Consider the following 20,897-nt stretch of genomic DNA (forward strand, 5'->3'; position numbering starts at 1 on the left):
TGAGTTCTCAAGGAACGGTCGCTTCCTTTGTACTCACCCTCTCGGGCTTTCCTCCGGGCTTCCCTTCGGTCTTGCGTTTCCGACTCTATCAGATCCTTTTCGATCCGATTCCCTGTCGGCGGGATTTGCCGTTCGACCTGGGCTTTCGCTCGTCGGCCTTTCGACATTCACTACGTTAGCGGATTCCCCGTCCGACTCATAATCGAGTCCGTCGGCGTCGAATTCGGGCATGCGGGCACGCCGAATTCGCCCCTGCTGAGGGGAGTCGCTAGGTAGTGGTTTGGCCGCTTCCGGTTGCTGGCGATAGCCATACCCGGCTCAACGGCTCGGACTACATTACGCACCCTGGCAGGGCGCGTCAACTTCGGCGGCGCCTGGGCACATGGGCTCGATACGGGCTCACCGTCGGGTCGTTGGCCACCCAGAAGCGCCAGGGGTGCACGGCCCCGTCACCGCCGACACCGGTGCGGGGACCGTTGAGTACCTGGTCGGAGGGGACGGGAGTGCCGGTCAGCATGCGCAGCGGGGTGTCTTCGGCGGTGCACGCGTCCGTTCCGTCCAGGGAGCGGTCCACGTTCAGGGCCGTGGCGAGACGGGCCGGGCCTTTGGCCAGTTCCTTGTCGTTGCGGGCCGAGAGTCGACGGGTGCGGGCCAGCTCGGCGCCCTCGATGATCTCGCCGGCGCGGAGCAGGACCGCACTCGCCCTCCCCTCGGGGCCACAGACCAGGTTCATGCAGAACCACATGCCATAGGTGAAGTAGACGTACACATGACCGGGCGGACCGAACATCACGCCGTTGCGGGCCGTACGGCCGCGGAAGGCGTGGGAGCCGGGGTCATCGGCACCGTCGTAGGCCTCGACCTCGGTGAGGCGGAGGGCGATCGGACCGTCCGGGGTGCTGCGTACCAGGATGCGGCCGAGCAGGTCGGGGGCGACATCGAGGACGGGCCGGTCGAAGAACTCCCTGGGCAGGGGCGTACGGTCGGGGGTCGCGATCATGCCGTCCGAGGGTACTGGAGACGAATGGTGCGGCGGGGTGGCCGTCGGTCACCGGCCTTGCCAGGGTGGGGCATGGAACCGGCCACGGCCGGATCGCGTTTGTAGGGATCAGGGATCCACCCGTAGTGGGCGAGAGGGAGAGACATGGCGTTCAAGAAGCTGCTCGCGAGCCTGGGGGCCGGCGGGGCTTCGGTCGAGACGGTGCTGCACGAGGTCAACGTCGTCCCGGGCGGGGTCGTCCAGGGTGAGGTGCGGATCCAGGGCGGCTCCGTCAACCAGCAGATCGAGGGGCTCTCGGTCGGGCTGCAGGCCAAGGTCGAGGTGGAGAGCGGCGACCAGGAGTACAAGCAGGACATCGAGTTCACGAAGTCGCGGCTGGGCGGGGCGTTCGAGCTCCAGGCGAACGCCGTGCACGCGGTGCAGTTCGGCCTCGAGATCCCGTGGGAGACGCCGATCACGATGATCGACGGTCAGGCCCTGCGCGGCATGAACATCGGGGTGTCGACCGAGCTGGAGATCGCGCGTGCGGTGGACTCCGGTGACCTGGACCCGGTCAACGTGCACCCGCTGCCGGCGCAGAAGGCGATCCTCGACGCCTTCCTCCAGCTGGGCTTCCGGTTCAAGAACGCGGACATGGAGCGCGGTGTCATCCGGGGCACGCGGCAGAAGCTGCCGTTCTACCAGGAGATCGAGTTCTACCCGCCGCAGCAGTACCGGGGACTCAACCAGGTCGAGCTGAGCTTCGTGGCCGACCAGAACGCCATGGACGTGGTGCTGGAGATGGACAAGAAGCCGGGGCTGTTCAGCGAGGGCAGCGACACCTTCCGGTCCTTCCAGGTGGGTCTCAACGACTACCAGGGGACCGACTGGACCGCGTACCTCAACCAGTGGCTCTCCGAGGTCGGCAGCAAGCGCAACTGGTTCTAGGGACAGGCCCTAGGCTCGGGGGCGACTGCAAGAAACGATCAGGAGGTACCGAGGTGACCGAGCTCAAGCGGCGGCCGCTCCCCCACGACTTCCATCCGCCCGTCGCGTCGTTCACGGTGACGAGCGAGGACGTCGAGGAAGGCGCGGCGCTCAAGGACGCTCAGGTCTACGCGGCCGGTAACACCTCGCCGCAGCTGCGGTGGGAGGGCTTCCCGCCCGAGACCAAGAGCTTCGCCGTGACCTGCTACGACCCCGACGCCCCGACGGGCAGCGGGTTCTGGCACTGGGTGCTGTTCGACATCCCGGCGTCGGTGACCGAGCTGCCGGTGGGTGCGGGCAGCGGCACGTTCGAGGGGCTGCCGGAAGGCGCGATCCACGCTCGTAACGACTACGGCGGCAAGGAGTTCGGCGGGGCCGCTCCGCCGCCCGGGGACGGGCCGCACCGGTACGTGTTCACGGTGTACGCCGTGGACCAGGAGAAGCTCGGTCCGGATGCGGACGCCTCGCCCGCCGCCGTCGGCTTCAACCTGCGGTTCCACACGATCGGGCGGGCCCAGCTGATCGGTGAGTACGAGGTGCCCGCCGAGGGCTGAGCAAGCCGCCGGGCGATCCCGGCGTTCATGGAACGTTTGCCCGCTCCTGGTCTTGGAATTGATCAGGAGCGGGCATTTTTGTTGCCGGGGGTCGCGGGGGTCGCCCCCTGTGGGAGCAGCAGATATTGCGTTGTCCATCTCGGCGTGCCCGGCCAGAGTTGATCCCAGCCCGCCAGGGGGTGGGCCGGTGCACACGGGAGGTGGGCTGGTATGCGGGACACGCTGGTACTGAACGCGAGCTTCGAGCCGCTGTCGACGGTGACGTTGAACCGAGCCGTCGTTCTGGTGCTTCAGGACAAGGCCGTCGTCGAGCAGGCCCACCCCGAACTGCGGATGCGGGGAGCTGCGGTCGACATACCGGCGCCCCGTGTGATCAGGCTCTGCCAGTACGTACGGGTGCCGTTCCGAAGACAAGCGCCGTGGTCACGGCGGGGTGTGCTGGTCAGGGACCGGCACCGGTGCGCGTACTGCGGGAGGCGGGCGACGACCGTGGACCACGTGGTGCCGCGGTCGCAGGGTGGTCAGGACACGTGGCTGAACACGGTGGCCTCGTGTGCGCAGGACAATCACCGTAAGGCGAACCGGACTCCGGAGGAGGCGGGGATGCCGCTGCTGCGGCAGCCGTTCGAGCCGACTCCGGCGGACGCGATGCTGCTGGCGCTGGGGCAGGACGACTTCGACGCGCTGCCGGGCTGGCTGGCCCAGCCAGCGGCCTAGAGCCGTCGTCGTACGAAAGGGGCCCGCTTCCCTGGGGAAGCGGGCCCCTTCGTGCGTGCCTGCCGGGTCAGTCGATGGACGGCTTCTCGCGGCGTTCCTGGGCGGGGACGCCGCCCGAGGACGCGCCGCCGTTGCCGCCGGAACCGCCGCCGAGGCCACCGAAGTTGCCCATGGCTCCGGAGAGGCCCTTGAGGGCGTCGCCGATCTCGCTGGGGACGATCCAGAGCTTGTTGGCGTCGCCCTCGGCGATCTTGGGGAGCATCTGGAGGTACTGGTAGGAGAGAAGCTTCTGGTCCGGGTCGCCGGCGTGGATGGCCTCGAAGACCGTGCGGACGGCCTGGGCCTCGCCCTCGGCGCGCAGGGCGGCGGCCTTGGCCTCACCCTCGGCGCGCAGGATCTGGGACTGCTTCTCACCCTCGGCGCGCAGGATCTCGGACTGCCGGACACCTTCGGCCTGGAGGATGGCGGCGCGCTTGTCGCGGTCGGCGCGCATCTGCTTCTCCATCGAGTCCTGGATGGAGGTGGGCGGTTCGATCGCCTTGAGTTCGACGCGGTTGACGCGGATGCCCCACTTGCCGGTGGCCTCGTCGAGGACGCCGCGCAGGGCCGCGTTGATCTCCTCGCGGGAGGTCAGGGTCCGCTCCAGGTCCATGCCACCGATGATGTTGCGGAGCGTGGTGACCGTGAGCTGCTCGATCGCCTGGATGTAGCTGGCGACTTCGTACGTCGCGGCCCGGGCGTCGGTCACCTGGTAGTAGATGACGGTGTCGATGTTCACGACCAGGTTGTCCTGGGTGATCACCGGCTGCGGCGGGAAGGGCACGACCTGTTCGCGCAGGTCGATGCGGTTGCGGATGGTGTCGATGAACGGGACGACGATGTTGAGGCCCGCGTTGAGTGTCCGTGTGTAGCGCCCGAAGCGCTCGACGATGGCCGCGCTGGCCTGTGGGATGACTTGGATCGTCTTGATCAGGGCGATGAAGACCAACACCACCAGAATGATCAGGACGATGATGACCGGTTCCATCGTCGTTTCCCCGTATCCCTTCTCCGCTTCGGCGCCTTCGGCAGATCTTGTGGTTGTCGAAGATCTTGCTGGTCGAGTCTGACAGACCGTCGCGTAGCTGGCGAGGAGTTCACTCCAGTTACGTCGTGCGAGGTCACATGACGATCGCTGTGGCTCCCTCGATGTCCACGACATCCACTTCCTGGCCCACTTCGTAAGCGTGGTCGGTGTCGAGGGCGCGGGCCGACCAGACCTCCCCGGCCAGCTTGATGCGGCCGCCGGAGGAGTCGACGCGTTCCAGGACGACGGCTTGTCTTCCCTTCAACGCGTCGACACCCGAGGCGAATTGGGGCCGCTGGGCGCGATGCCGGTTCGCGATGGGCCGTACGACGGCGATGCCCGCGGTCGAGATGGCGGCGAAGACGACGACCTGGGCGACGGCTCCGCCGCCGAAGACGCCGGTGACCACCGCCGCGGCGACGGCGCCCACCGCCAGCATCGCGAGTTCGGGCATCGCGGTGACCACGAGCGCGATGCCGAGCGCTGCCGCGCCGATCAGCCACCACAGCCATGCGTCGATTTCCACATGGTCATGGTAGGTCCGCGGGCCCTGTCGCCGACAGGGCGCCCAGCGTGCGAAATGCCGTTCCGGGTCGGGGATTTGCGCGGCGCGGGGCCGGATCAGGAGAGCGGGAGGCCCTGCGCGGTCCAGCGCTCGCCCGACTGTTCGACGACGAGCGGGAGTCCGAAGCAGAGGGAGAGGTTGCGGGAGGTGAGTTCGAGCTCCAGCGGGCCGGCGGCGAGGACCTTGCCCTGGCGGATCATGAGGACGTGGGTGAAGCCCGGGGGGATCTCCTCGACGTGGTGGGTGACCATGAGCATCGAGGGGGCGATCGGGTCGAGTGCGAGGCGGCCGAGTCGGCGGACCAGGTCCTCGCGGCCGCCGAGGTCGAGGCCGGCGGCGGGCTCGTCGAGCAGGAGCAGCTCGGGGTCGGTCATCAGGGCGCGGGCGATCAGGGTGCGCTTGCGCTCGCCCTCGGAGAGGGTGCCGAACCTGCGGTCCAGGTACTCGCTCATGCCGAGGCGGTCGAGGAAGGCGCGGGCGCGCTGCTCGTCGATGTCCTCGTAGTCCTCGTGCCAGGTGGCGGTCATGCCGTACGCGGCGGTCAGGACCGTCTCCAGGACCGTCTGGCGCTTGGGGAGCTTCTCGCTCATGGCGATGCCGGCCATGCCGATGCGGGGGCGCAGCTCGAAGACGTCGGTGCCGGGGCGGCCGAGGGTCTCGCCGAGAATGGCGGCGGTGCCCGCGCTGGGGAAGAGGTAGGTGGAAGCGAGGTTGAGGAGGGTGGTCTTGCCGGCGCCGTTCGGGCCGAGGATGACCCAGCGCTCGCCCTCCTTGACCGACCAGGAGACCTGGTCCACCAGAGCCCGGCCCTCGCGGACCACGGATACGTCCTGAAGCTCCAGAACATCGCTCATGAGCGCGTTGTCTCCCCTTGCAGTGTGGCCGGTCTCGGCTGTCGCGTAAGCCTGTGGCTCGGTCCGCCGCGCCGGTGGGCGCAGCCCTCCATGAAATCTACGCCACCGGCCGGCCCGCACATTCCCTCGGTCCGGTCCTTGGAGGGTCCTAGGGTGGAGGCATGCTCTCGGAACCACGTGCTGGACGTCTCGCAGCTTGGGGAAATGCCCTTTTGGCCGGACATGTCTCTCCGGATGACGCTGTGCTCGCGATCGTCGGCGAGGACGCGGTGCACCGGGTGGAGGGGCTGCCGGGTGAGTCGGGCCAGGTCGGGCTCACTCTGGCGCTGGGGCGGCTGCGGGCGCTCGGGGTGACCGGGCTGCGGGTCGCGCTGCCGGCGCCGGGGCATCCACTGGGGCTGAGCGGGCCACCGGAGTTCAACGCGCGGGCGCTGGAGGCCGAGCAGGCGGTGCTCTGTTACGGGGCGGCGTTCGGACTGGTGCCGGAGGTGTACGAGGCCGGGCCCGAGGGTGATGTGCACGTCGAGGTGGTGTGGCATGTGCTGCCCGTGCGGGAGGCGCCGCCCGCGGATGTGCCCTCGCTGGGCGAGGCGGAGCGGGAGCTTGCGGAGGCCCTGCGGGATGCCACGGAGGTGCTGACGCGGCTGGATGTGGCCGGGTCGGGGCCGGTGGCGGAGGCGGCGATCGACGCGTACCGGGCGCGGGCCGAGCGGGGGCGGGAGGTCCTGGCGCCGGGGTATCCGCCGCGGGCGGTGCGGGTGCTGGAGCTGGCGCAGCGGGTGGGGACGCTCATCACCGTGGCGACGGAGAGCGGGCACGGGGGCGCGGTGAGTTCGTCCGAGATCTTCGCGCGGCAGGAGGCGTTGCGGCCGGTGGAGCGGACGGCCCGGCGCGCGCAGGTCGCGGCGTACAACTCCGTGGTGGAGGAGCGGGAGCGCGGGGTTCGCTGAGCGAGGGCTTCGCGGTGCCCGGCGCCGTGAGGGGCCGGGCGAGGCCGTACACGACTGACCGGCCTCCCGGGCAGGACCGGGAGGCCGGTGTCACCTCCGGCTCGGAGACGGAGGTGGAGCGTCAGTGGTTGACGGCGAGGTTGCCGAAGGCCGGGTTCAGGATGCCCACGACGTTCACGCTGTTGCCGGACACGTTGACCGGGACGTGCACCGGGGCCTGGACGACGTTGCCCGAGCCGACGCCCGGGGAGCCCACGGCCTGGCCGTCGGCGTGCGCGCTGGTGGCGGAGGCCATGCCCGCGCCGGCGGCCAGCAGGCCACCCGTCACCATCGTCACGGCCGCTGCCTTCTTCAGGTTCTTCACTTCTGAGCCCTCCTTGCGATTGCCGCGGCAGGCGCCGCAGCACGCACTGGAGAACGGCGGCGATCCACCGAGGTTGCGCCATCCGGGGGACGTTCCCACGACAGTATGAATCTCGGTCCGGAACGCAACCTTCCGCGTTGTCGTGCGATGAGCGGATCAGCCGGTCACGCCATGGCGAACGGCCCACAGCGCGGCCTGCGTCCGGTCGGCCAGGTCGAGCTTCATCAGGATGTTCGAGACATGGGTCTTGACCGTTTTCTCGGACAGGACGAGCGCGCGGGCGATCTCGCGGTTGGAGCGGCCGTCCGCTATGAGGCCGAGGACCTCGCGCTCCCGCTCGGTGAGCGAACCGGCCCTGCCCGTGCCGGAGTTGGTCTCCTCCTGCGCCAGCAGGGCGCCGGCGACCTCCGGCTGGAGGAGGATGTGCCCGGCGTGGACCGAGCGGATGGCTCCGGCGAGGGCGTCGGGGTCGACGTCCTTGTAGACGTACCCGGCGGCGCCGGCACGCAGGGCCGGGACCACCGTGCGCTGCTCGGTGAAGCTGGTGACGACCAGCACGCGCGCGGGGTTGTCCAGCTCGCGGAGTCTGCGCAGGGCGTCGACGCCGTCCATGCCCGGCATCTTGACGTCCATGAGGATGACGTCGGGCCGCAACTCCTCGGCGCGGTCCACTCCTTCGGCGCCGTCCGCCGCCTCGCCGACGACCTCGATGTCGTCCTGCACTTCGAGGAAGGTGCGCAGGCCCCGTCGGACCACCTGGTGGTCGTCGACGAGCAGCACCCTGATTGCGTCAGCCACCGGGGACCTCCATCTCGATCACGGTGCCCTTGCCGGGCGCCGATTCCACGGTCAGCGTGCCGCCGGCGCCGCTCGCCCGGTCCCGCATCGAGACCAGGCCCAGATGACGCCCGGCGCGGCGGACCACGCTCGGGTCGAAACCGCCGCCGTCGTCCGCGACCCGCAGGACGGCTCCGCTGCCGCGGCGGTCCAGGGTCACGTCGACGTGGTCGGCGCCGGAGTGGCGCAGGGCGTTGTGCAGGGCCTCCTGGGCGACGCGCAGAACGGCCTCCTCCTGGGAGGCGGGCAGAGCCTTCACGCCGTGGCCGGCGAAGGTGACGCGGGCGCTGTGGGCGCGGTCGAGGACCTGGATCTGCGTCCGGAGGGTCGCCACGAGGCCGTCCTCGTCGAGGGCGGCGGGACGCAACTCGACGACCGCGGCGCGCAGTTCGTCGGCGGCCTCGGCGGCGAGGACGGCCACCTGCTGGAGTTCGCCCTTGGCGCGGGAGGGGTCCCGGTCGACCAGCCGGGCCGCGGCCTGGGCGGTCAGGCGCAGGGAGAACAGCTTCTGGCTGACCGCGTCGTGCAGTTCGTGGGCGAGGCGGGAGCGCTCCTCGGCGATGGTCAGCTCGCGGCTGCGCTCGTAGAGGCGGGCGTTGGTGAGGGCGATCGCGGCGTGCTGGGCGAGGATGCCGAGCAGCTCCTCGTCGTCCGCCGTGAAGCCGCAACCGCCCTCGGGTTTAGGGCAGTTCTTGTTCGCGAGGAACAGTGCGCCGATGACCTCGTCGCCGTCACGGATCGGCAGGCCCAGGAAGTCGACCAAGTCGGGGTGGGCCTTCGGCCAGCCCTCGAAGCGGGGGTCCTTGCGGACGTCCGCGAGGCGCTCGGCCCTGGCCTCGTGCAGCATCGCGGCGAGGATGCCGTGCTGGCGCGGGAGGGGGCCGATGGCCTTCCACTGTTCCTCGCTGACGCCGTCGACGACGAACTGGGCGAAGCCGCCGTGGTCGTCCGGGACACCGAGCGCGGCGTACTGCGCGTCGAGCAGCTCGCGGGCCGAGGCGACGATCGTCTTGAGGACGTCGCGCACCTCGAGATGCCTGCTCATGGCCAGCAACGCGGAGCTCACCGCGGCGAGGCCGGACCGGGGACCGTGACTCATGTCCTCACGGTACCGGCGGGCTGTGACAGCGCGGATCGGACCAGTGGCGGCGGGCGCCCGGCCGGTGGGCCTAGGCCGCGAGACCGAGAGGGCCGATTGCCGAGATGTAGGTCCGGGGGCGCCGGACCCGTGGCGTAGGGCGAAGGGACCCGGCGGACTGCGGCCCGCGTCCGAGGTGGTCCGGCCGGCCCGGTTCCTACGGTGAGGGCACGTCGATCACGTAGAGGGAGCTGATCATGCCGGTTGCGATCATCACCGGAGCCTCGAAAGGGCTGGGCCGGGCCCTGGCCGAGGCCCTGGCAGGGCGGGGCTGGGACCTGGTGCTCGACGCCAGGGGCGCCGAGGCGCTGGCGGACACGGCCGGGGCGGTCCGCGCGCACGGCACGCGTGTGACCGCCGTGGCCGGGGACGTCACGGACGCGGCGCACCGGGCGGAGGTGGTGTCGGCGGCCCGGCGGCTGGGCGGCGTCGACCTGCTGGTGCACAACGCGAGCGCGCTGGGCGCCGAGCCGCTGGTGCGGTTGGCGGAGCTGGCGCTGGACGGGCTGCGCCGGGCGCTGGAGGTGAACCTGGTGGCGGGGCTGGGTCTGGTCCAGGAGGCGCTGCCGCTGCTGCGGGCCTCGCGGACGGGCAGCGTCGTCGCGGTCAGCTCGGACGCGGCCGCCGAGGCCTATGAGACCTGGGGCGGTTACGGGGCGTCCAAGGCGGCCCTGGACCATCTGCTGGCGGTGCTCGCCGTGGAGGAGCCGGGGCTTCGGGTCTGGGCGGTGGATCCCGGGGACATGGCCACGGACCTGTACGCGGCGGCCGTACCGGACGACCGGGACCCGCGGCCCGAGCCGGCCACCGTGGTGCCGGGGTTCCTGCGACTGCTGGACGAGCGTCCGGTGAGCGGGCGCTATGGGGCTCCGGCGCTGCTGGGCGGGGTCCGATGACACTGGCGGTGCGGGTGCCGGAGGAGCTGTCGGCGCGGGTGCCGGTCGAGCAGCGGGGCCGAGGGCTGGATCGGGACTCCGTACGGATGCTGGTGTCGCGGGGTGCCGAGGTGGCGCATCACGCGTTCACGGAGCTGCCGCTGCTGTTGCGGGCCGGGGATCTGCTCGTGGTCAACACCTCGGCCACGCTGGCGGCGGCCGTGGACGGATGGACGGGGCACGCGCGTGTGGTGGTGCACTTCTCCACGCGCGGGGACGACGGCCGCTGGGCGGTGGAGCTGCGGGAGCCCGACGGGCGCGGCACCACGCGCGCGCGTGCGGGTGGGCCCGCGGGGAGGGAGGTGTGCCTGCCGGGGGGTGTACGGCTGGTTCTGGAGGAGCCGCTGAGCGGGCGGAGCGAGCGGCTGTGGTGGGCGCGGGTGTCCGGACCGGGGGTGCCGGGGCTGCTGCGGGAGTACGGGCGGCCCGTTCGCTACGCCTATACGGAGCGGGACCAGCCGCTGTCCGCCTACCAGACGGTGTTCGCGCTGCCGTCGGCGGACGGGACGGGCAGTGCGGAGATGCCGAGCGCGGCGCGGCCCTTCACGGCACGGCTGGTGGCGGAGCTGGTGAGCCGGGGGGTGCAGTTCGCGCCGGTCACGCTGCACACGGGGGTGGCCTCGGCGGAGGCGCACGAGCCGCCGTACCCGGAGCGTTTCGCGGTGCCCGAGGCGTCCGCGCGGCTGATCAACGCCGTGCGGGCCGGTGGGGGCCGGGTCGTGGCGGTCGGGACGACGGCGGTGCGGGCGGTGGAGTCGGCGGTGGGCGCCGACGGTGCCGTACGCGCCCGTGCGGGGTGGACGGATCTCGTCGTCACGCCGGAGCGCGGGGTGCGGGTGGTGGACGGGCTGCTGACCGGGCTGCACGAGCCGGAGGCCTCCCATCTGCTGTTGCTGGAGGCCGTCGCGGGGCGGGTGGCGATCGAGCGGGGGTACCGGGCCGCGCTCCAGGGCCGGTACCTCTGGCACGAGTTCGGGGACGTACACCTCGTGCTGCGGTGAACAGTCCTCACACTGAGCATCGCTTGTGCAACGGGCCGTGAGAACGCATGTCGCCCGATGTGAGCCCGCGCATAGGGCGCACGTCACGTACGAAAGTGCGTAGGAGACAAAGCCGCACCTTTTGAGCGGCCAAGAAGTCCAATCTGCCCCGGTTTACCCCTCCCTGATCCACTATCTTCCTTCGTACGTCACACCTTTGCCACGCCATTTTGCGGCCGCTAAGAATTGGCGACGTCGCTCAGCGCCGTGGGTTCACCTCCGCGGCGTTTGTGTCGGAAACACACCGAGTCCAACGCCGGACGCCGAGCGACTCCCGCGCTATTCGAAGAGGTCCACAGCAGCATGCCCAAGAACATCTTCAGCCGTGTTCAGAGTCGTAGCCTGACCCGTCACCACAAGATCGCCATGGCCGGTGTCGCCACCCTCGGCGCCGTCGCCATCGGAGTCTCCGCGGTACCGAGCGGCGCCTCGACCAAGACCACGACCGAGGCCGCTCAGCCGGCTGCGGTGGCGTACAGCAACCAGCAGATCAAGGACGTCAAGGCGAGCGTCACGGACCAGATGGCCGGCGCCAGCCTGAAGGCGGAGCAGATCGCGGCGAAGAAGAAGGCCGACGCCGCGGCCGCCGCCAAGAAGAAGGCCGCCGCCGAGGCGGCGAAGAAGAAGGCCGAGGCCGCGCGCAAGGCCAAGGAGGCCGCGAGCCGCGACGCCAAGCGCGCCCAGGTCAAGAAGGCCGCCGTCAAGAGCTACCCGAACAACCTCGACGGCTGGATCCGCGAGTCGCTCGCCATCCTGAAGAAGCACGACATCCCCGCGTCCTACGACGGCATCCACCGCAACATCATGCGGGAGTCCTCGGGCAACCCGAAGGCGATCAACAACTGGGACATCAACGCCATCAACGGCATCCCGTCGAAGGGCCTGCTCCAGGTCATCCCGCCGACCTTCAAGCACTGGCACGTCCCCGGCACCTCCTGGGACATCTACGACCCGGTAGCCAACATCACCGCCGCCTGCAACTACGCGGCCGACAAGTACGGCTCGATGGACAACGTCGACAGCGCGTACTGAGGCCGGCGCGGACCTCTGCTCGCTGTACGGACGCCGAAGGGCGGCACCCTCCTGACGGGGTGCCGCCCTTCGGGCGTGGTACGGCGGTGACTACTTGCGCATGACCTCGGGCTCGTGGCGGCGCAGGAAGCGGGCCACGAAGAAGCCGCAGATCACGCCGAGGACGAGGAGCGCGCCCATGTCCATGGCCCAGGCCCCTGCCGTGTGCTCCCACAGCGGGTCGGTGTCGCCGGCCGTCTCGGGCGGGCTGATCTTGTTGAAGTCCAGCGTGGCACCGGAGGCGGCGACCGCCCAGCGCGACGGCATCAGGAACGAGAACTGGTTGACGCCGATCGAGCCGTGCAGCGCGAACAGGCAGCCGGTGAAGACGACCTGGATGATGGCGAACATCACCAGCAGCGGCATGGTCTTCTCGGCGGTCTTCACCAGCGAGGAGATGATCAGGCCGAACATCATCGAGGTGAAGCCCAGCGCCATGATCGGCACGGACAGCTCCAGCAGCGTGGCGCTGCCGAAGACGAGACCCTCCTCGGGGATCTCGCGGCTGGAGAAGCCGATGACGCCGACCAGCAGGCCCTGGAGCACGGTGATCATGCCGAGCACGAACACCTTGGACATCAGGTACGCCGAACGCGAGAGGCCGGTGGCACGCTCCCGCTCGTAGATGACGCGTTCCTTGATCAGCTCTCGGACCGAGTTCGCCGCACCCGCGAAGCAGGCGCCGACCGCGAGGATCAGCAGGACCGTGGTGGCCGTGCCGTTCGGGATGATCCGGCCGGTCTGCGGGTTGACGGGGTTCGGCAGCAGGCCCTTGTCGGCGTCGATGAGCAGACTGACCGCGCCGAGCACGGCCGGCAGGATCACCATCAGGGCGAGGAAGCCCTTGTCGGACACGATCACCGAGACATAGCGCCGGACAAGCGTGACGAACTGGGACATCCAGCCCTGCGGCTTCGGCGGCTTCATCGCCTGCATCTGCGGAACCTGTACGGACTGCGGCGCAACGGCGTCGATGTCCGCGGCGTACATCTGGTAGTGCTGCGAGCCCTTCCAGCGGCCCGCCCAGTCGTAGTCGCGGTAGTTCTCGAAGGCGGAGAAGACATCGGCCCAGGTGTCGTAGCCGAAGAAGTTCAGCGCCTCCTCGGGCGGGCCGAAGTAGGCGACCGAGCCGCCGGGCGCCATCACCAGCAGCTTGTCGCAGATCGCCAGCTCGGCCACCGAGTGGGTGACGACGAGGACCGTACGGCCGTCGTCGGCCAGGCCGCGCAGCAGCTGCATGACGTCGCGGTCCATGCCCGGGTCGAGGCCGGAGGTCGGCTCGTCCAGGAAGATCAGCGACGGCTTGGTCAGCAGCTCAAGGGCGACCGAGACGCGCTTGCGCTGGCCGCCGGAGAGGGACGTGACCTTCTTGTCCTTGTGGATGTCGAGCTTGAGCTCGCGCAGCACCTCGTCGATGCGGGCCTCGCGCTCGGCGCCCGTGGTGTCGGCCGGGAAGCGCAGCTTGGCCGCGTACTTGAGGGCCTTCTTGACGGTCAGCTCCTTGTGCAGGATGTCGTCCTGCGGGACCAGACCGATGCGCTGGCGCAGCTCGGCGAACTGCTTGTAGAGGTTCCGGTTGTCGTACAGCACCTCGCCCTGGTTGGCGGGGCGGTAGCCGGTGAGCGCCTTGAGCAGGGTCGACTTGCCGGAGCCGGACGGGCCGATGACCGCGATCAGCGACTTCTCCGGGACGCCGAAGGAGACGTCCTTGAGGATCTGCTTGCCGCCGTCGACCGTGACGGTCAGGTGGCGGGCGGAGAAGGACACCTCACCGGTGTCGACGAACTCCTCGAGCCGGTCGCCGACGATACGGAACGTCGAGTGGCCGACGCCGACGACGTCGGTCGGGCCGAGCAGCTGCGAGCCGCCCTTGGCGATCGGCTGGCCGTTGACGTACGTGCCGTTGTGGGAGCCGAGGTCGCGGATCTCCATACGCCCGTCGGGCGTCGCGTGGAACTCGGCGTGGTGCCGGGAGACCTGCAGGTCGGAGACGACCAGCTCGTTCTCCAGGGCACGGCCGATGCGCATCACACGGCCGAGGGAGAACTCGTGGAACGTGGTCGGGCTGCGGTCGCCGTAGACCGGCGGCGCCCCCGCGACACCGCCGGGACCCTGCTGCTGCGGGATGTGCGCCGCGGCCTGCTGCGGCTGCTGCCAGCCGGCCTGGGGGGCCTGCTGCTGCGGCTGCTGGTGCGGTGGCTGCTGGGCCGGGGCCTGCTGGCCCCAGCCGGGGTTCGCGCCCTGCGCCGCGTACGGCTGCTGCTGGGGCTCGGCCTGCGGCGTGGCGACGGAGGCCGCGGCGCCGGACAGGCTCAGGCGCGGGCCGTCGGTCGCGTTGCCCAGGTTGACGGCCGAGCCGGGGCCGAGCTCCATGTGATGGATGCGCTGCCCCTGCACGAACGTGCCGTTGGTGCTGCCGTGGTCCTCGATGACCCAACTGCGGCCGTTGAAGCTGACCGTGGCGTGACGCCAGGAGACCCTGGCGTCGTCGAAGACGACGTCCCCCTGCGGATCACGTCCGAGGGTGTATGGCCTGGACGGATCTAGCGTCCAGGTACGTCCGTTTGATTCCAGTACGAGTTCCGGCACTCCATGCCCCACTGAGTTGTCCCCCGATTTACCCCCGACATGGGGAGTCTAGGGATGTCGAACATCGGGGGGAACTATTTCAGGAGCTGGCCTCTGACCGAAAGTCGGGCCTTGTGAAGACCGCGTCCGGACGCGTCGGCCGATTCCGTTGACGGGGTTGAAACCGGACCGGAGAGTGGTATTTCGACGCGAGGGGGACATGCGCGGTGTTCCCGCCGCGCAGCGGATCGGGGGGTCTGCCATGAGTGCTGCGACAGGTACCGAGCGCACGAGCGGCCATGCGCGCGTGCCGTGGGGGGACGTGCTGATGTCCGCCGTCGCCGCTGTGAGCTGGGCGTTGATCGGGATGGCCGGGACGGCGGCGCTCGGCCTGCGGCTGCTGGAGGCGGACACGGCCGGGTCGTTGGGGCCGATGACCGCGGCGGTGGTGGCTCTCGGGGCGGGTGGGTCGGTCACACCGTCCGGTGATGTGTCGGCGTTCGGCCTCACGGGCGCGGAGGCGGACACGGCCATCGAGATCACGCCACTGGGGGTGAGCCTGGTCGGGGCGGTGCTGCTGTCGTGGTTCTTCCTACGGTCCTTGCGGGCGGCGGGAGTTGTGATCTCACCCGCCGAACTGCTCGCGCGGGCGGGGACGGTGGTGGCGCTGTTCGTGGCGATGCTGGGCGGGCTCGCGTGGGCGGGTCACGACGTCATCACGATCGACGGGGGGTCGCTGGGCCTGGACGACGTGACCGGCGGGAGCGGCGGCGTCGAGATCCCGGGCCTGGGAGACATCGGCGGGCTGCTGCCGGACCGGCTCGGCGACCTGGTCGACGCGCGGGCCGCGGTCGGCTTCACGGTCGACACGGCGCCGACGCTGCTGGGCGGGCTCGGCTGGTCGGCCGGGATTCTGGTCATCGCCCTGCTGGCCTCGCGCCGCACGCCGCTGCCGCCGGGCTGGGAGGCCGTGCACCGGGTCGTCCGGCCGGCCGTGTCCGCGGTGGTGACCGTTCTGCTGGTGGCGGTGGTGGCGGGGTTCGCGGCGGCGGCGTACGCGGCGATCGGCGACGACCATCCGGCGCGTATCGCCGGCGCGGCGCTGCTCGGGGCGCCGAACGGGGTGTGGCTGGGCATCCCGATCGGCCTGTTCGTGACGTGGGACGGGCGCGCGACGGGCGAACTGACCCGCTTCCTGCCGGACCCGCTGGACGACCTCCTCGGCGCTGGGGCCGACCAGCCGGTGACGCTGGGCCGGCTGGCCGAGCTGGACGGGCGGGTGTGGCTGCTGGGGGTGGCCGCAGCGTTGACGATGCTGCTGGCGGGGGTGCTGGCCGGGGTGCGGACGCCGGCCGGGGAAGGGACGGGTGGGTTTCGTTTCGCCGGCCGGTGTGCGGTGCGGCTGGGGGTCGCGACCGCGCTCGCCCTGCCGTTGCTGGCCTGGCTGACGGACGTGTCCGTGACCGCCTCCCTGTCCGTGCTCGGCTTCGACGCGTTCGGCGCGGGCATCGCACTGCACGGCCACCTCGGCACGGCCCTGCTCCTGGGCGCGGTGTGGGGCGCGGGGGCCGGGGCCGTCGGGGCATCGCTCGCCTGGGCATCCGGGGCGGCGGGACGACGCGCTACGGCGCCGGCTCGGGGAGAGGGGTTCGCCGGGGCGGCCGGGCCGGAGGCCGTGGCGGGTGCCGAGTGGGCCGAGCACGGGGCCGGGGCCGGGGAAGCGGAGACCTGGAGCGGCTCCGGGACGGTGGGCTGCGACGTGGGCGACGGGCGGGCGTGGCCACGGCCCGGCCACGCGACACGGCGGACCGGCAACGACCCCGGTGGCGGGCAGACCGACGCACCGGGCGGCCCCACGCCGGCAGGGCATGGTGTGCCAGGGCCCGGCGACGCGGCACGGCGACCCGGGAACGACCCTGGCGCCGGGTGGCCCGGTGCGCGAGGCGGGTGGGCTTCGGAGGCCGAGGAGGCTGGGCCGTACGCACCTGGTACGCCGTACCGGCCGCCCAACCCGGGCACCAATCCCTACCTCCGGGTGCCGGAGGAGCTGCGGGAAGCGGAGGACGCTCGGCCGCCCGGGGCGGAGCGTCCCTTCGATGCCGGGTCCGGGCCCGAGTACGGCACCCCAGCGGACGAGAAGCCCTCCGCCCCCGGCGACGTCTACGGCGCTCCCACCGTCGTGCGGCCCGTCGGCCCGCCGCCGCGTGGTCCCCGGCAGGCGCCGGGGCCGAGGGGCGGGAACGGGCCGCCCGCGCGGCCCGACGACGGGCCGCCGCCTCCGCCGCCTCCTCCGCCGCCGCGGAAGCCGCGGGGTGGGAGGTGAGCGGCGAGGGGAACAGGACGCCGTACCGGTACGTAAGGTTCACGCCACCGAGGCGACATGCAGTGTTCGCTGTCCGCCAGACGGACCTCCAGGGCGGTACGCCCCGCCCGCCGGATACGGTGGAACCACCATGAGCGCTTCGCAGACCTCGTCTTCCGACGTCCCTGCCGACGTCCCCACTCTCCTCGTGAAGATCTTCGGCAAGGACAGGCCGGGCATCACCGCCGGCCTCTTCGACACCCTCGCCGCCTACTCCGTCGACGTCGTCGACATCGAGCAGGTCGTCACCCGTGGCCGGATGGTGCTGTGCGCGCTCGTGACCGAGCCGCCCCCCGGGCTCGAAGGGGATCTGCGGGCGACCGTCCACAGCTGGGCCGAGTCGATGAAGATGCAGGCGGAGATCATCTCCGGTCTCGGCGACAACCGCCCTCGCGGGCTGGGCCGCTCCCTGGTCACCGTGCTCGGGCACCCGCTCACCGCCGAGGCGACGGCCGCGATCGCCGCGCGGATCACGAAGACCGGCGGCAACATCGACCGTATCTTCCGGCTCGCCAAGTACCCCGTGACCGCCGTCGAGTTCGCCGTCTCCGGCGTGGAGACCGAGCCGCTGCGCACCGCCCTGATGACCGACGCGGCCAGGCTCGGCATCGATGTGGCGGTCGTCGCCGCCGGCCTGTACCGGCGCGCGCAGCGCCTGGTCGTGATGGACGTCGACTCGACGCTGATCCAGGACGAGGTCATCGAGCTGTTCGCCGCGCACGCCGGCTGCGAGGACAAGGTCGCCGAGGTGACGGCGGCCGCGATGCGCGGGGAGCTGGACTTCGAGCAGTCCCTGCACGCGCGCGTGGCGCTGCTGGAGGGGCTGGACGCCTCGGTCGTGGACAAGGTGCGCAGCGAGGTGCGGCTGACGCCCGGCGCCCGCACCCTGATCCGTACGCTGAAGCGGCTCGGCTACCAAGTCGGTGTCGTCTCGGGCGGCTTCACTCAGGTCACCGACGACCTGAAGGAGCGGCTCGGGCTGGACTTCGCCCACGCCAACACCCTGGAGATCGTCGACGGCCGGCTGACGGGCCGGGTCACCGGCGAGATCGTCGACCGGGCGGGCAAGGCACGGCTGCTGCGCCGGTTCGCCGCGGAGGCGGGTGTGCCGCTGTCGCAGACGGTGGCGATCGGTGACGGCGCGAACGACCTGGACATGCTGAACGCGGCCGGTCTCGGGGTGGCCTTCAACGCCAAGCCGGTGGTGCGCGAGGCCGCGCACGCCGCGGTGAACTTCCCGTTCCTGGACACGGTCCTGTACCTGCTGGGCATCACACGCGAAGAGGTCGAGGCGGCGGACATCCTCGACCTCGGCTGAACCCGCGTGGGAAGGGCCCGGCACCGCACCGGCGCCGGGCCCCTGTCACACGGGGATCGTCACTCGGCCGGCGCCCAGTAGTCCCGCAGCGTGGCCACGCCCGGCTCCAGGCTCTTCCACGCGCCGGTGAACGACAGCACGGCGAAGGCGGCGGCCGGGAACCCACGGCGCGCCATCCGCTCCCGGGCCTCGTCCTCGCCGGAGCCCGCCAGGACTTCGGCGAGGCCCTGGATGCCCGGGTTGTGCCCGACCATGAGGATGGTCTGCGCGTCGTCGGGGGTCTCGTTGAGCAGAGCGATCAGCTCGCCCGGCGAGGCATCGTAGATCCGCTCCTCGTAGACGGTTTTCGGCCGCTGCGGGAACTCCTGGACGGCGAGCTTCCAGGTCTCCCGGGTCCGGACCGCGGTGGAGCACAGGGCCAGGTCGAAGGCGAGACCGGTGTCGGTCAGCCTGCGCCCGGCCTCCGCCGCGTCCATGCGGCCCCGGTCGGCGAGCGGACGCTCGTGGTCGGTCACCTGCGGCCAGTCGGCTTTCGCATGGCGGAAGAGGACAATCCTGCGGGGTTCTGCGACGCTCATGAGATCCAGCTTCGCATGAAACACGCCATGTGGCGCAGGGAGTTGACCACCGGCTTCGGCTGTGATCAGCGGACTGTCAGCTGCTGCACACGCTCGAGGAGGTGGGCGATGGCGGGACCGCCGGTGGCCGCGTGCGCGTCGGACGGGTTCAGGATCAGGGCGAGCAGCGCGGTGAAGGCGAGCACGGGCAGGGCGAGGGCCCACCAGGGCAGCCGATCGGCGGCACCGGCCCGGGTCGCCGGACAGGGCCGGGTGTGCGTAGGGGCCGACATGGGTGCCTCCGCTCTCCGAGTGGTCGGTGACCGTCTCGCGGTCACACCCTCGAAGCTACGGAATCGGCGGCTGCCGACCCATCCGGTGATCCACCCACTTGACCCTGACCCTCACCCCCTAGGGGACAGGGGGGCTAACCCCACCATGGGCCGTGTGAGCGCCGGTCATGGCGAGGCGATGGTCGCGATGACGGCGATGACGATGAAGATCGCGAAGAAGGCGCCGAAGACGAGCAGCATCTTCTTCTGACCGTGCTGGGGGTTCGGGTCGAGCACTGGCATGGGGCCAGTCTCCCACCCGCCGTGCCCGCCGGGCGCCCCGGGGGTGACCCCAGGTGTGGGGCGGGGTCAGCGGGCGGCCTCGTCCTCCACCGTGCGGTCGCGGCCGGCCAGGAAGCCGACGGCCATCTGCGGGATCATCAGGGCGCTCATCAGCGCGATCGGCAGGCCCCAGCCGCCGCTGTGCTGGTAGAGGACGCCCACGAGCAGCGGTCCGGGGATGGAGATCAGGTAGCCGGTGCTCTGCGCGAACGCCGACAGCTGGGCCACGCCCGGGCCGGTCCTGGCCCTCATGCCGACCATGGTCAGGGCGAGCGGGAAGGCGCAGTTGGCGATGCCGAGCAGCACGGCCCAGGCCCAGGCTCCGGCGGCGGGCGCGAGGTACAGCCCGGCGTAGCCGGCGAGGCCGCAGACGCCCAGGGCGAGCGCGATGGGGCCCTGGTGGGGCAGCCGGGTGGCCAGGCGGGGTATGACGAAGGCCAGGGGGACGCCCATGACCATGGTGACGGCCAGCAGCAGGCCCGCGGTGCCGGCGGGCACACCGGCGTCCCGGAAGATCTGCGCCATCCAGCCCATGGTGATGTAGGCGGCGGTGGCCTGGAGCCCGAAGAAGACGGCCAGGGCCCAGGCGGTACGGCTGCGGGTCATCCGCAGCCGGGGCGCCTCCTCGCGCGCGTGCTCGGCCGAGGCGGGGGCCTGCGGTTCCCGGCCCCGCACGGGCCCGTCGCCGCCGGTCTCCGCGTCCGCCGTCCTCTCCCCCGTCGCGGGCGGCGTCACGCGCCCCCGGACGAAGGGCAGCCAGGGCAGGACCGCCGCCACGGCGAGCCCGGCCCACAGGACCAGGCCCGTCTGCCAGCTGCCGCCGAGGGCGTCGGTCAGGGGCACCGTCACGGCCGCCGCGAGGGCGGTGCCGAGGGCGAGGGCCATCGAGTACAGGCCGGTCATGGACCCCACGCGGTCGGGGAACCAGTGCTTGACGATGACCGGCATCAGGACGTTGCTGACCGCGATGCCCATGAGGGCCAGGGCGCTGCCGGCCAGGAAGCCGGCCGTGCCGCCGGCGTAGGGGCGGACGATCAGCCCGGTGGCGATGGCGGCCATGCCGGCGCACACCACGGCGCCCGCTCCGAAGCGGCGGGCCAGCCGCGGGGCCATGACGCCGAAGACGGCGAAGCACAGCGGCGGCACGGAGGTGAGCAGTCCGGCCACGCTGCCGCTCATGCCGAGTCCGTCGCGCACCTCCTCCAAGAGGGCGCCGAGGCTGGTGATGGCGGGGCGGAGGTTCAGCGCGGACAGCACGATGCCGAGGACGAGCAGCCGCATCGTCCACACGCGCGTGGACGCGCCGCCCGGTTTCCCGTCGTCGTGCGCGGCCGAGCCGCGTACGGGCGGGGGCGTCATCGTCCGGGTTTCCTCACTAGGCATGAGGCCCATCATAGAATCATAGGATGATTGACTGTCCA

The 20,897-nt window shown here is 71.2% G+C and carries 21 protein-coding genes; 9 read left to right on the forward strand and 12 right to left on the reverse strand.

Going from position 1 to position 20,897, the window contains the following annotated elements; translation table 11 throughout:
- Positions 1-358: 358 nt before the first annotated feature.
- Positions 359-1,000, reverse strand: coding sequence for a DNA-3-methyladenine glycosylase (locus tag ACFY9E_RS32855; protein ID WP_390990265.1), 642 nt, complete (start codon positions 998-1,000; stop codon positions 359-361).
- Positions 1,001-1,144: 144 nt separating this feature from the next.
- Between ACFY9E_RS32855 and ACFY9E_RS32860 the strand changes: the two genes are divergently transcribed.
- The 3 genes from ACFY9E_RS32860 to ACFY9E_RS32870 all read left to right on the forward strand — a co-directional run bounded on the left by ACFY9E_RS32860 (position 1,145) and on the right by ACFY9E_RS32870 (position 3,237).
- On the forward strand, positions 1,145-1,927 hold the full coding sequence (locus ACFY9E_RS32860) for a sporulation protein (RefSeq protein ID WP_390990268.1): 783 nt from the start codon (positions 1,145-1,147) through the stop codon (positions 1,925-1,927).
- A gap of 53 nt (positions 1,928-1,980) precedes the next feature.
- The gene (locus ACFY9E_RS32865; RefSeq protein WP_390990271.1) at positions 1,981-2,520 is read left to right on the forward strand and encodes a YbhB/YbcL family Raf kinase inhibitor-like protein; all 540 of its coding nucleotides are present in this window, start codon (positions 1,981-1,983) and stop codon (positions 2,518-2,520) included.
- A 210-nt stretch (positions 2,521-2,730) separates the two neighbouring features.
- Complete coding sequence (locus ACFY9E_RS32870; protein ID WP_390990273.1) at positions 2,731-3,237, forward strand: HNH endonuclease; 507 nt, start codon at positions 2,731-2,733, stop codon at positions 3,235-3,237.
- 67 nt (positions 3,238-3,304) lie between these two features.
- Here the strand turns inward: ACFY9E_RS32870 and ACFY9E_RS32875 are convergent, their stop codons facing one another.
- From ACFY9E_RS32875 to ACFY9E_RS32885, 3 genes are all read right to left on the reverse strand, one after another.
- Entirely contained in the window at positions 3,305-4,264 is a 960-nt protein-coding gene (locus tag ACFY9E_RS32875; protein ID WP_390990276.1) for an SPFH domain-containing protein, read from the reverse strand.
- 133 nt (positions 4,265-4,397) lie between these two features.
- Positions 4,398-4,829 (reverse strand): NfeD family protein, encoded by a 432-nt coding sequence (locus ACFY9E_RS32880; RefSeq protein WP_390990278.1) that lies wholly within the window; start codon positions 4,827-4,829, stop codon positions 4,398-4,400.
- 95 nt (positions 4,830-4,924) lie between these two features.
- Entirely contained in the window at positions 4,925-5,722 is a 798-nt protein-coding gene (locus tag ACFY9E_RS32885) for an ATP-binding cassette domain-containing protein (protein ID WP_390990280.1), read from the reverse strand.
- Between the two features lie 161 nt (positions 5,723-5,883).
- Here ACFY9E_RS32885 and ACFY9E_RS32890 point away from each other — a divergent pair, with 161 nt between their 5' ends.
- Complete coding sequence (locus ACFY9E_RS32890; protein ID WP_390990281.1) at positions 5,884-6,672, forward strand: hypothetical protein; 789 nt, start codon at positions 5,884-5,886, stop codon at positions 6,670-6,672.
- A 121-nt stretch (positions 6,673-6,793) separates the two neighbouring features.
- Here ACFY9E_RS32890 and ACFY9E_RS32895 read toward each other — a convergent pair whose 3' ends face one another.
- The 3 genes from ACFY9E_RS32895 to ACFY9E_RS32905 form a co-directional block, all read right to left on the reverse strand.
- Positions 6,794-7,036 (reverse strand): chaplin, encoded by a 243-nt coding sequence (locus ACFY9E_RS32895; protein ID WP_030852293.1) that lies wholly within the window; start codon positions 7,034-7,036, stop codon positions 6,794-6,796.
- 156 nt (positions 7,037-7,192) lie between these two features.
- Positions 7,193-7,834 carry a response regulator gene (locus tag ACFY9E_RS32900; RefSeq protein ID WP_390990282.1) on the reverse strand — a complete coding sequence of 214 codons (642 nt, stop codon included), beginning with the start codon at positions 7,832-7,834 and terminating at the stop codon, positions 7,193-7,195.
- The gene (locus ACFY9E_RS32905; protein ID WP_390990284.1) at positions 7,827-8,972 is read right to left on the reverse strand and encodes a GAF domain-containing protein; all 1,146 of its coding nucleotides are present in this window, start codon (positions 8,970-8,972) and stop codon (positions 7,827-7,829) included. The genes ACFY9E_RS32900 and ACFY9E_RS32905 overlap by 8 nt, the downstream gene beginning before the upstream one ends.
- A gap of 236 nt (positions 8,973-9,208) precedes the next feature.
- On the opposite strand from ACFY9E_RS32905, the gene ACFY9E_RS32910 reads away from it, so the two are divergent.
- The 3 genes from ACFY9E_RS32910 to ACFY9E_RS32920 all read left to right on the forward strand — a co-directional run bounded on the left by ACFY9E_RS32910 (position 9,209) and on the right by ACFY9E_RS32920 (position 12,018).
- Positions 9,209-9,907, forward strand: coding sequence for an SDR family NAD(P)-dependent oxidoreductase (locus tag ACFY9E_RS32910; protein WP_390990286.1), 699 nt, complete (start codon positions 9,209-9,211; stop codon positions 9,905-9,907).
- The gene (locus tag ACFY9E_RS32915) at positions 9,904-10,947 is read left to right on the forward strand and encodes an S-adenosylmethionine:tRNA ribosyltransferase-isomerase (protein ID WP_390990288.1); all 1,044 of its coding nucleotides are present in this window, start codon (positions 9,904-9,906) and stop codon (positions 10,945-10,947) included. The genes ACFY9E_RS32910 and ACFY9E_RS32915 overlap by 4 nt, the downstream gene beginning before the upstream one ends.
- Before the next feature lie 342 nt (positions 10,948-11,289).
- Positions 11,290-12,018: a transglycosylase SLT domain-containing protein gene (locus ACFY9E_RS32920; RefSeq protein ID WP_390990290.1), complete on the forward strand. Its 729-nt coding sequence runs from the start codon at positions 11,290-11,292 to the stop codon at positions 12,016-12,018.
- A 90-nt stretch (positions 12,019-12,108) separates the two neighbouring features.
- Here the strand turns inward: ACFY9E_RS32920 and ACFY9E_RS32925 are convergent, their stop codons facing one another.
- Positions 12,109-14,646, reverse strand: coding sequence for an FHA domain-containing protein (locus tag ACFY9E_RS32925; protein WP_390990293.1), 2,538 nt, complete (start codon positions 14,644-14,646; stop codon positions 12,109-12,111).
- Between the two features lie 241 nt (positions 14,647-14,887).
- Here ACFY9E_RS32925 and ACFY9E_RS32930 point away from each other — a divergent pair, with 241 nt between their 5' ends.
- The gene (locus ACFY9E_RS32930; RefSeq protein ID WP_390990296.1) at positions 14,888-16,948 is read left to right on the forward strand and encodes a streptophobe family protein; all 2,061 of its coding nucleotides are present in this window, start codon (positions 14,888-14,890) and stop codon (positions 16,946-16,948) included.
- A gap of 130 nt (positions 16,949-17,078) precedes the next feature.
- Positions 17,079-18,305: a phosphoserine phosphatase SerB gene (serB, locus tag ACFY9E_RS32935; RefSeq protein WP_390990299.1), complete on the forward strand. Its 1,227-nt coding sequence runs from the start codon at positions 17,079-17,081 to the stop codon at positions 18,303-18,305.
- Between the two features lie 59 nt (positions 18,306-18,364).
- Here serB and ACFY9E_RS32940 read toward each other — a convergent pair whose 3' ends face one another.
- From ACFY9E_RS32940 to ACFY9E_RS32955, 4 genes are all read right to left on the reverse strand, one after another.
- Positions 18,365-18,883, reverse strand: coding sequence for a histidine phosphatase family protein (locus ACFY9E_RS32940; protein WP_283972165.1), 519 nt, complete (start codon positions 18,881-18,883; stop codon positions 18,365-18,367).
- A 65-nt stretch (positions 18,884-18,948) separates the two neighbouring features.
- On the reverse strand, positions 18,949-19,155 hold the full coding sequence (locus ACFY9E_RS32945; protein ID WP_390990302.1) for a hypothetical protein: 207 nt from the start codon (positions 19,153-19,155) through the stop codon (positions 18,949-18,951).
- 165 nt (positions 19,156-19,320) lie between these two features.
- Positions 19,321-19,437 (reverse strand): SGM_5486 family transporter-associated protein, encoded by a 117-nt coding sequence (locus tag ACFY9E_RS32950; RefSeq protein WP_097215821.1) that lies wholly within the window; start codon positions 19,435-19,437, stop codon positions 19,321-19,323.
- Between the two features lie 66 nt (positions 19,438-19,503).
- On the reverse strand, positions 19,504-20,871 hold the full coding sequence (locus ACFY9E_RS32955; RefSeq protein ID WP_390990305.1) for a CynX/NimT family MFS transporter: 1,368 nt from the start codon (positions 20,869-20,871) through the stop codon (positions 19,504-19,506).
- Between the last annotated feature and the right edge of the window lie 26 nt (positions 20,872-20,897).

Source organism: Streptomyces sp. NPDC012466 (genome assembly GCF_042955215.1).
GTDB lineage: Bacteria > Actinomycetota > Actinomycetes > Streptomycetales > Streptomycetaceae > Streptomyces.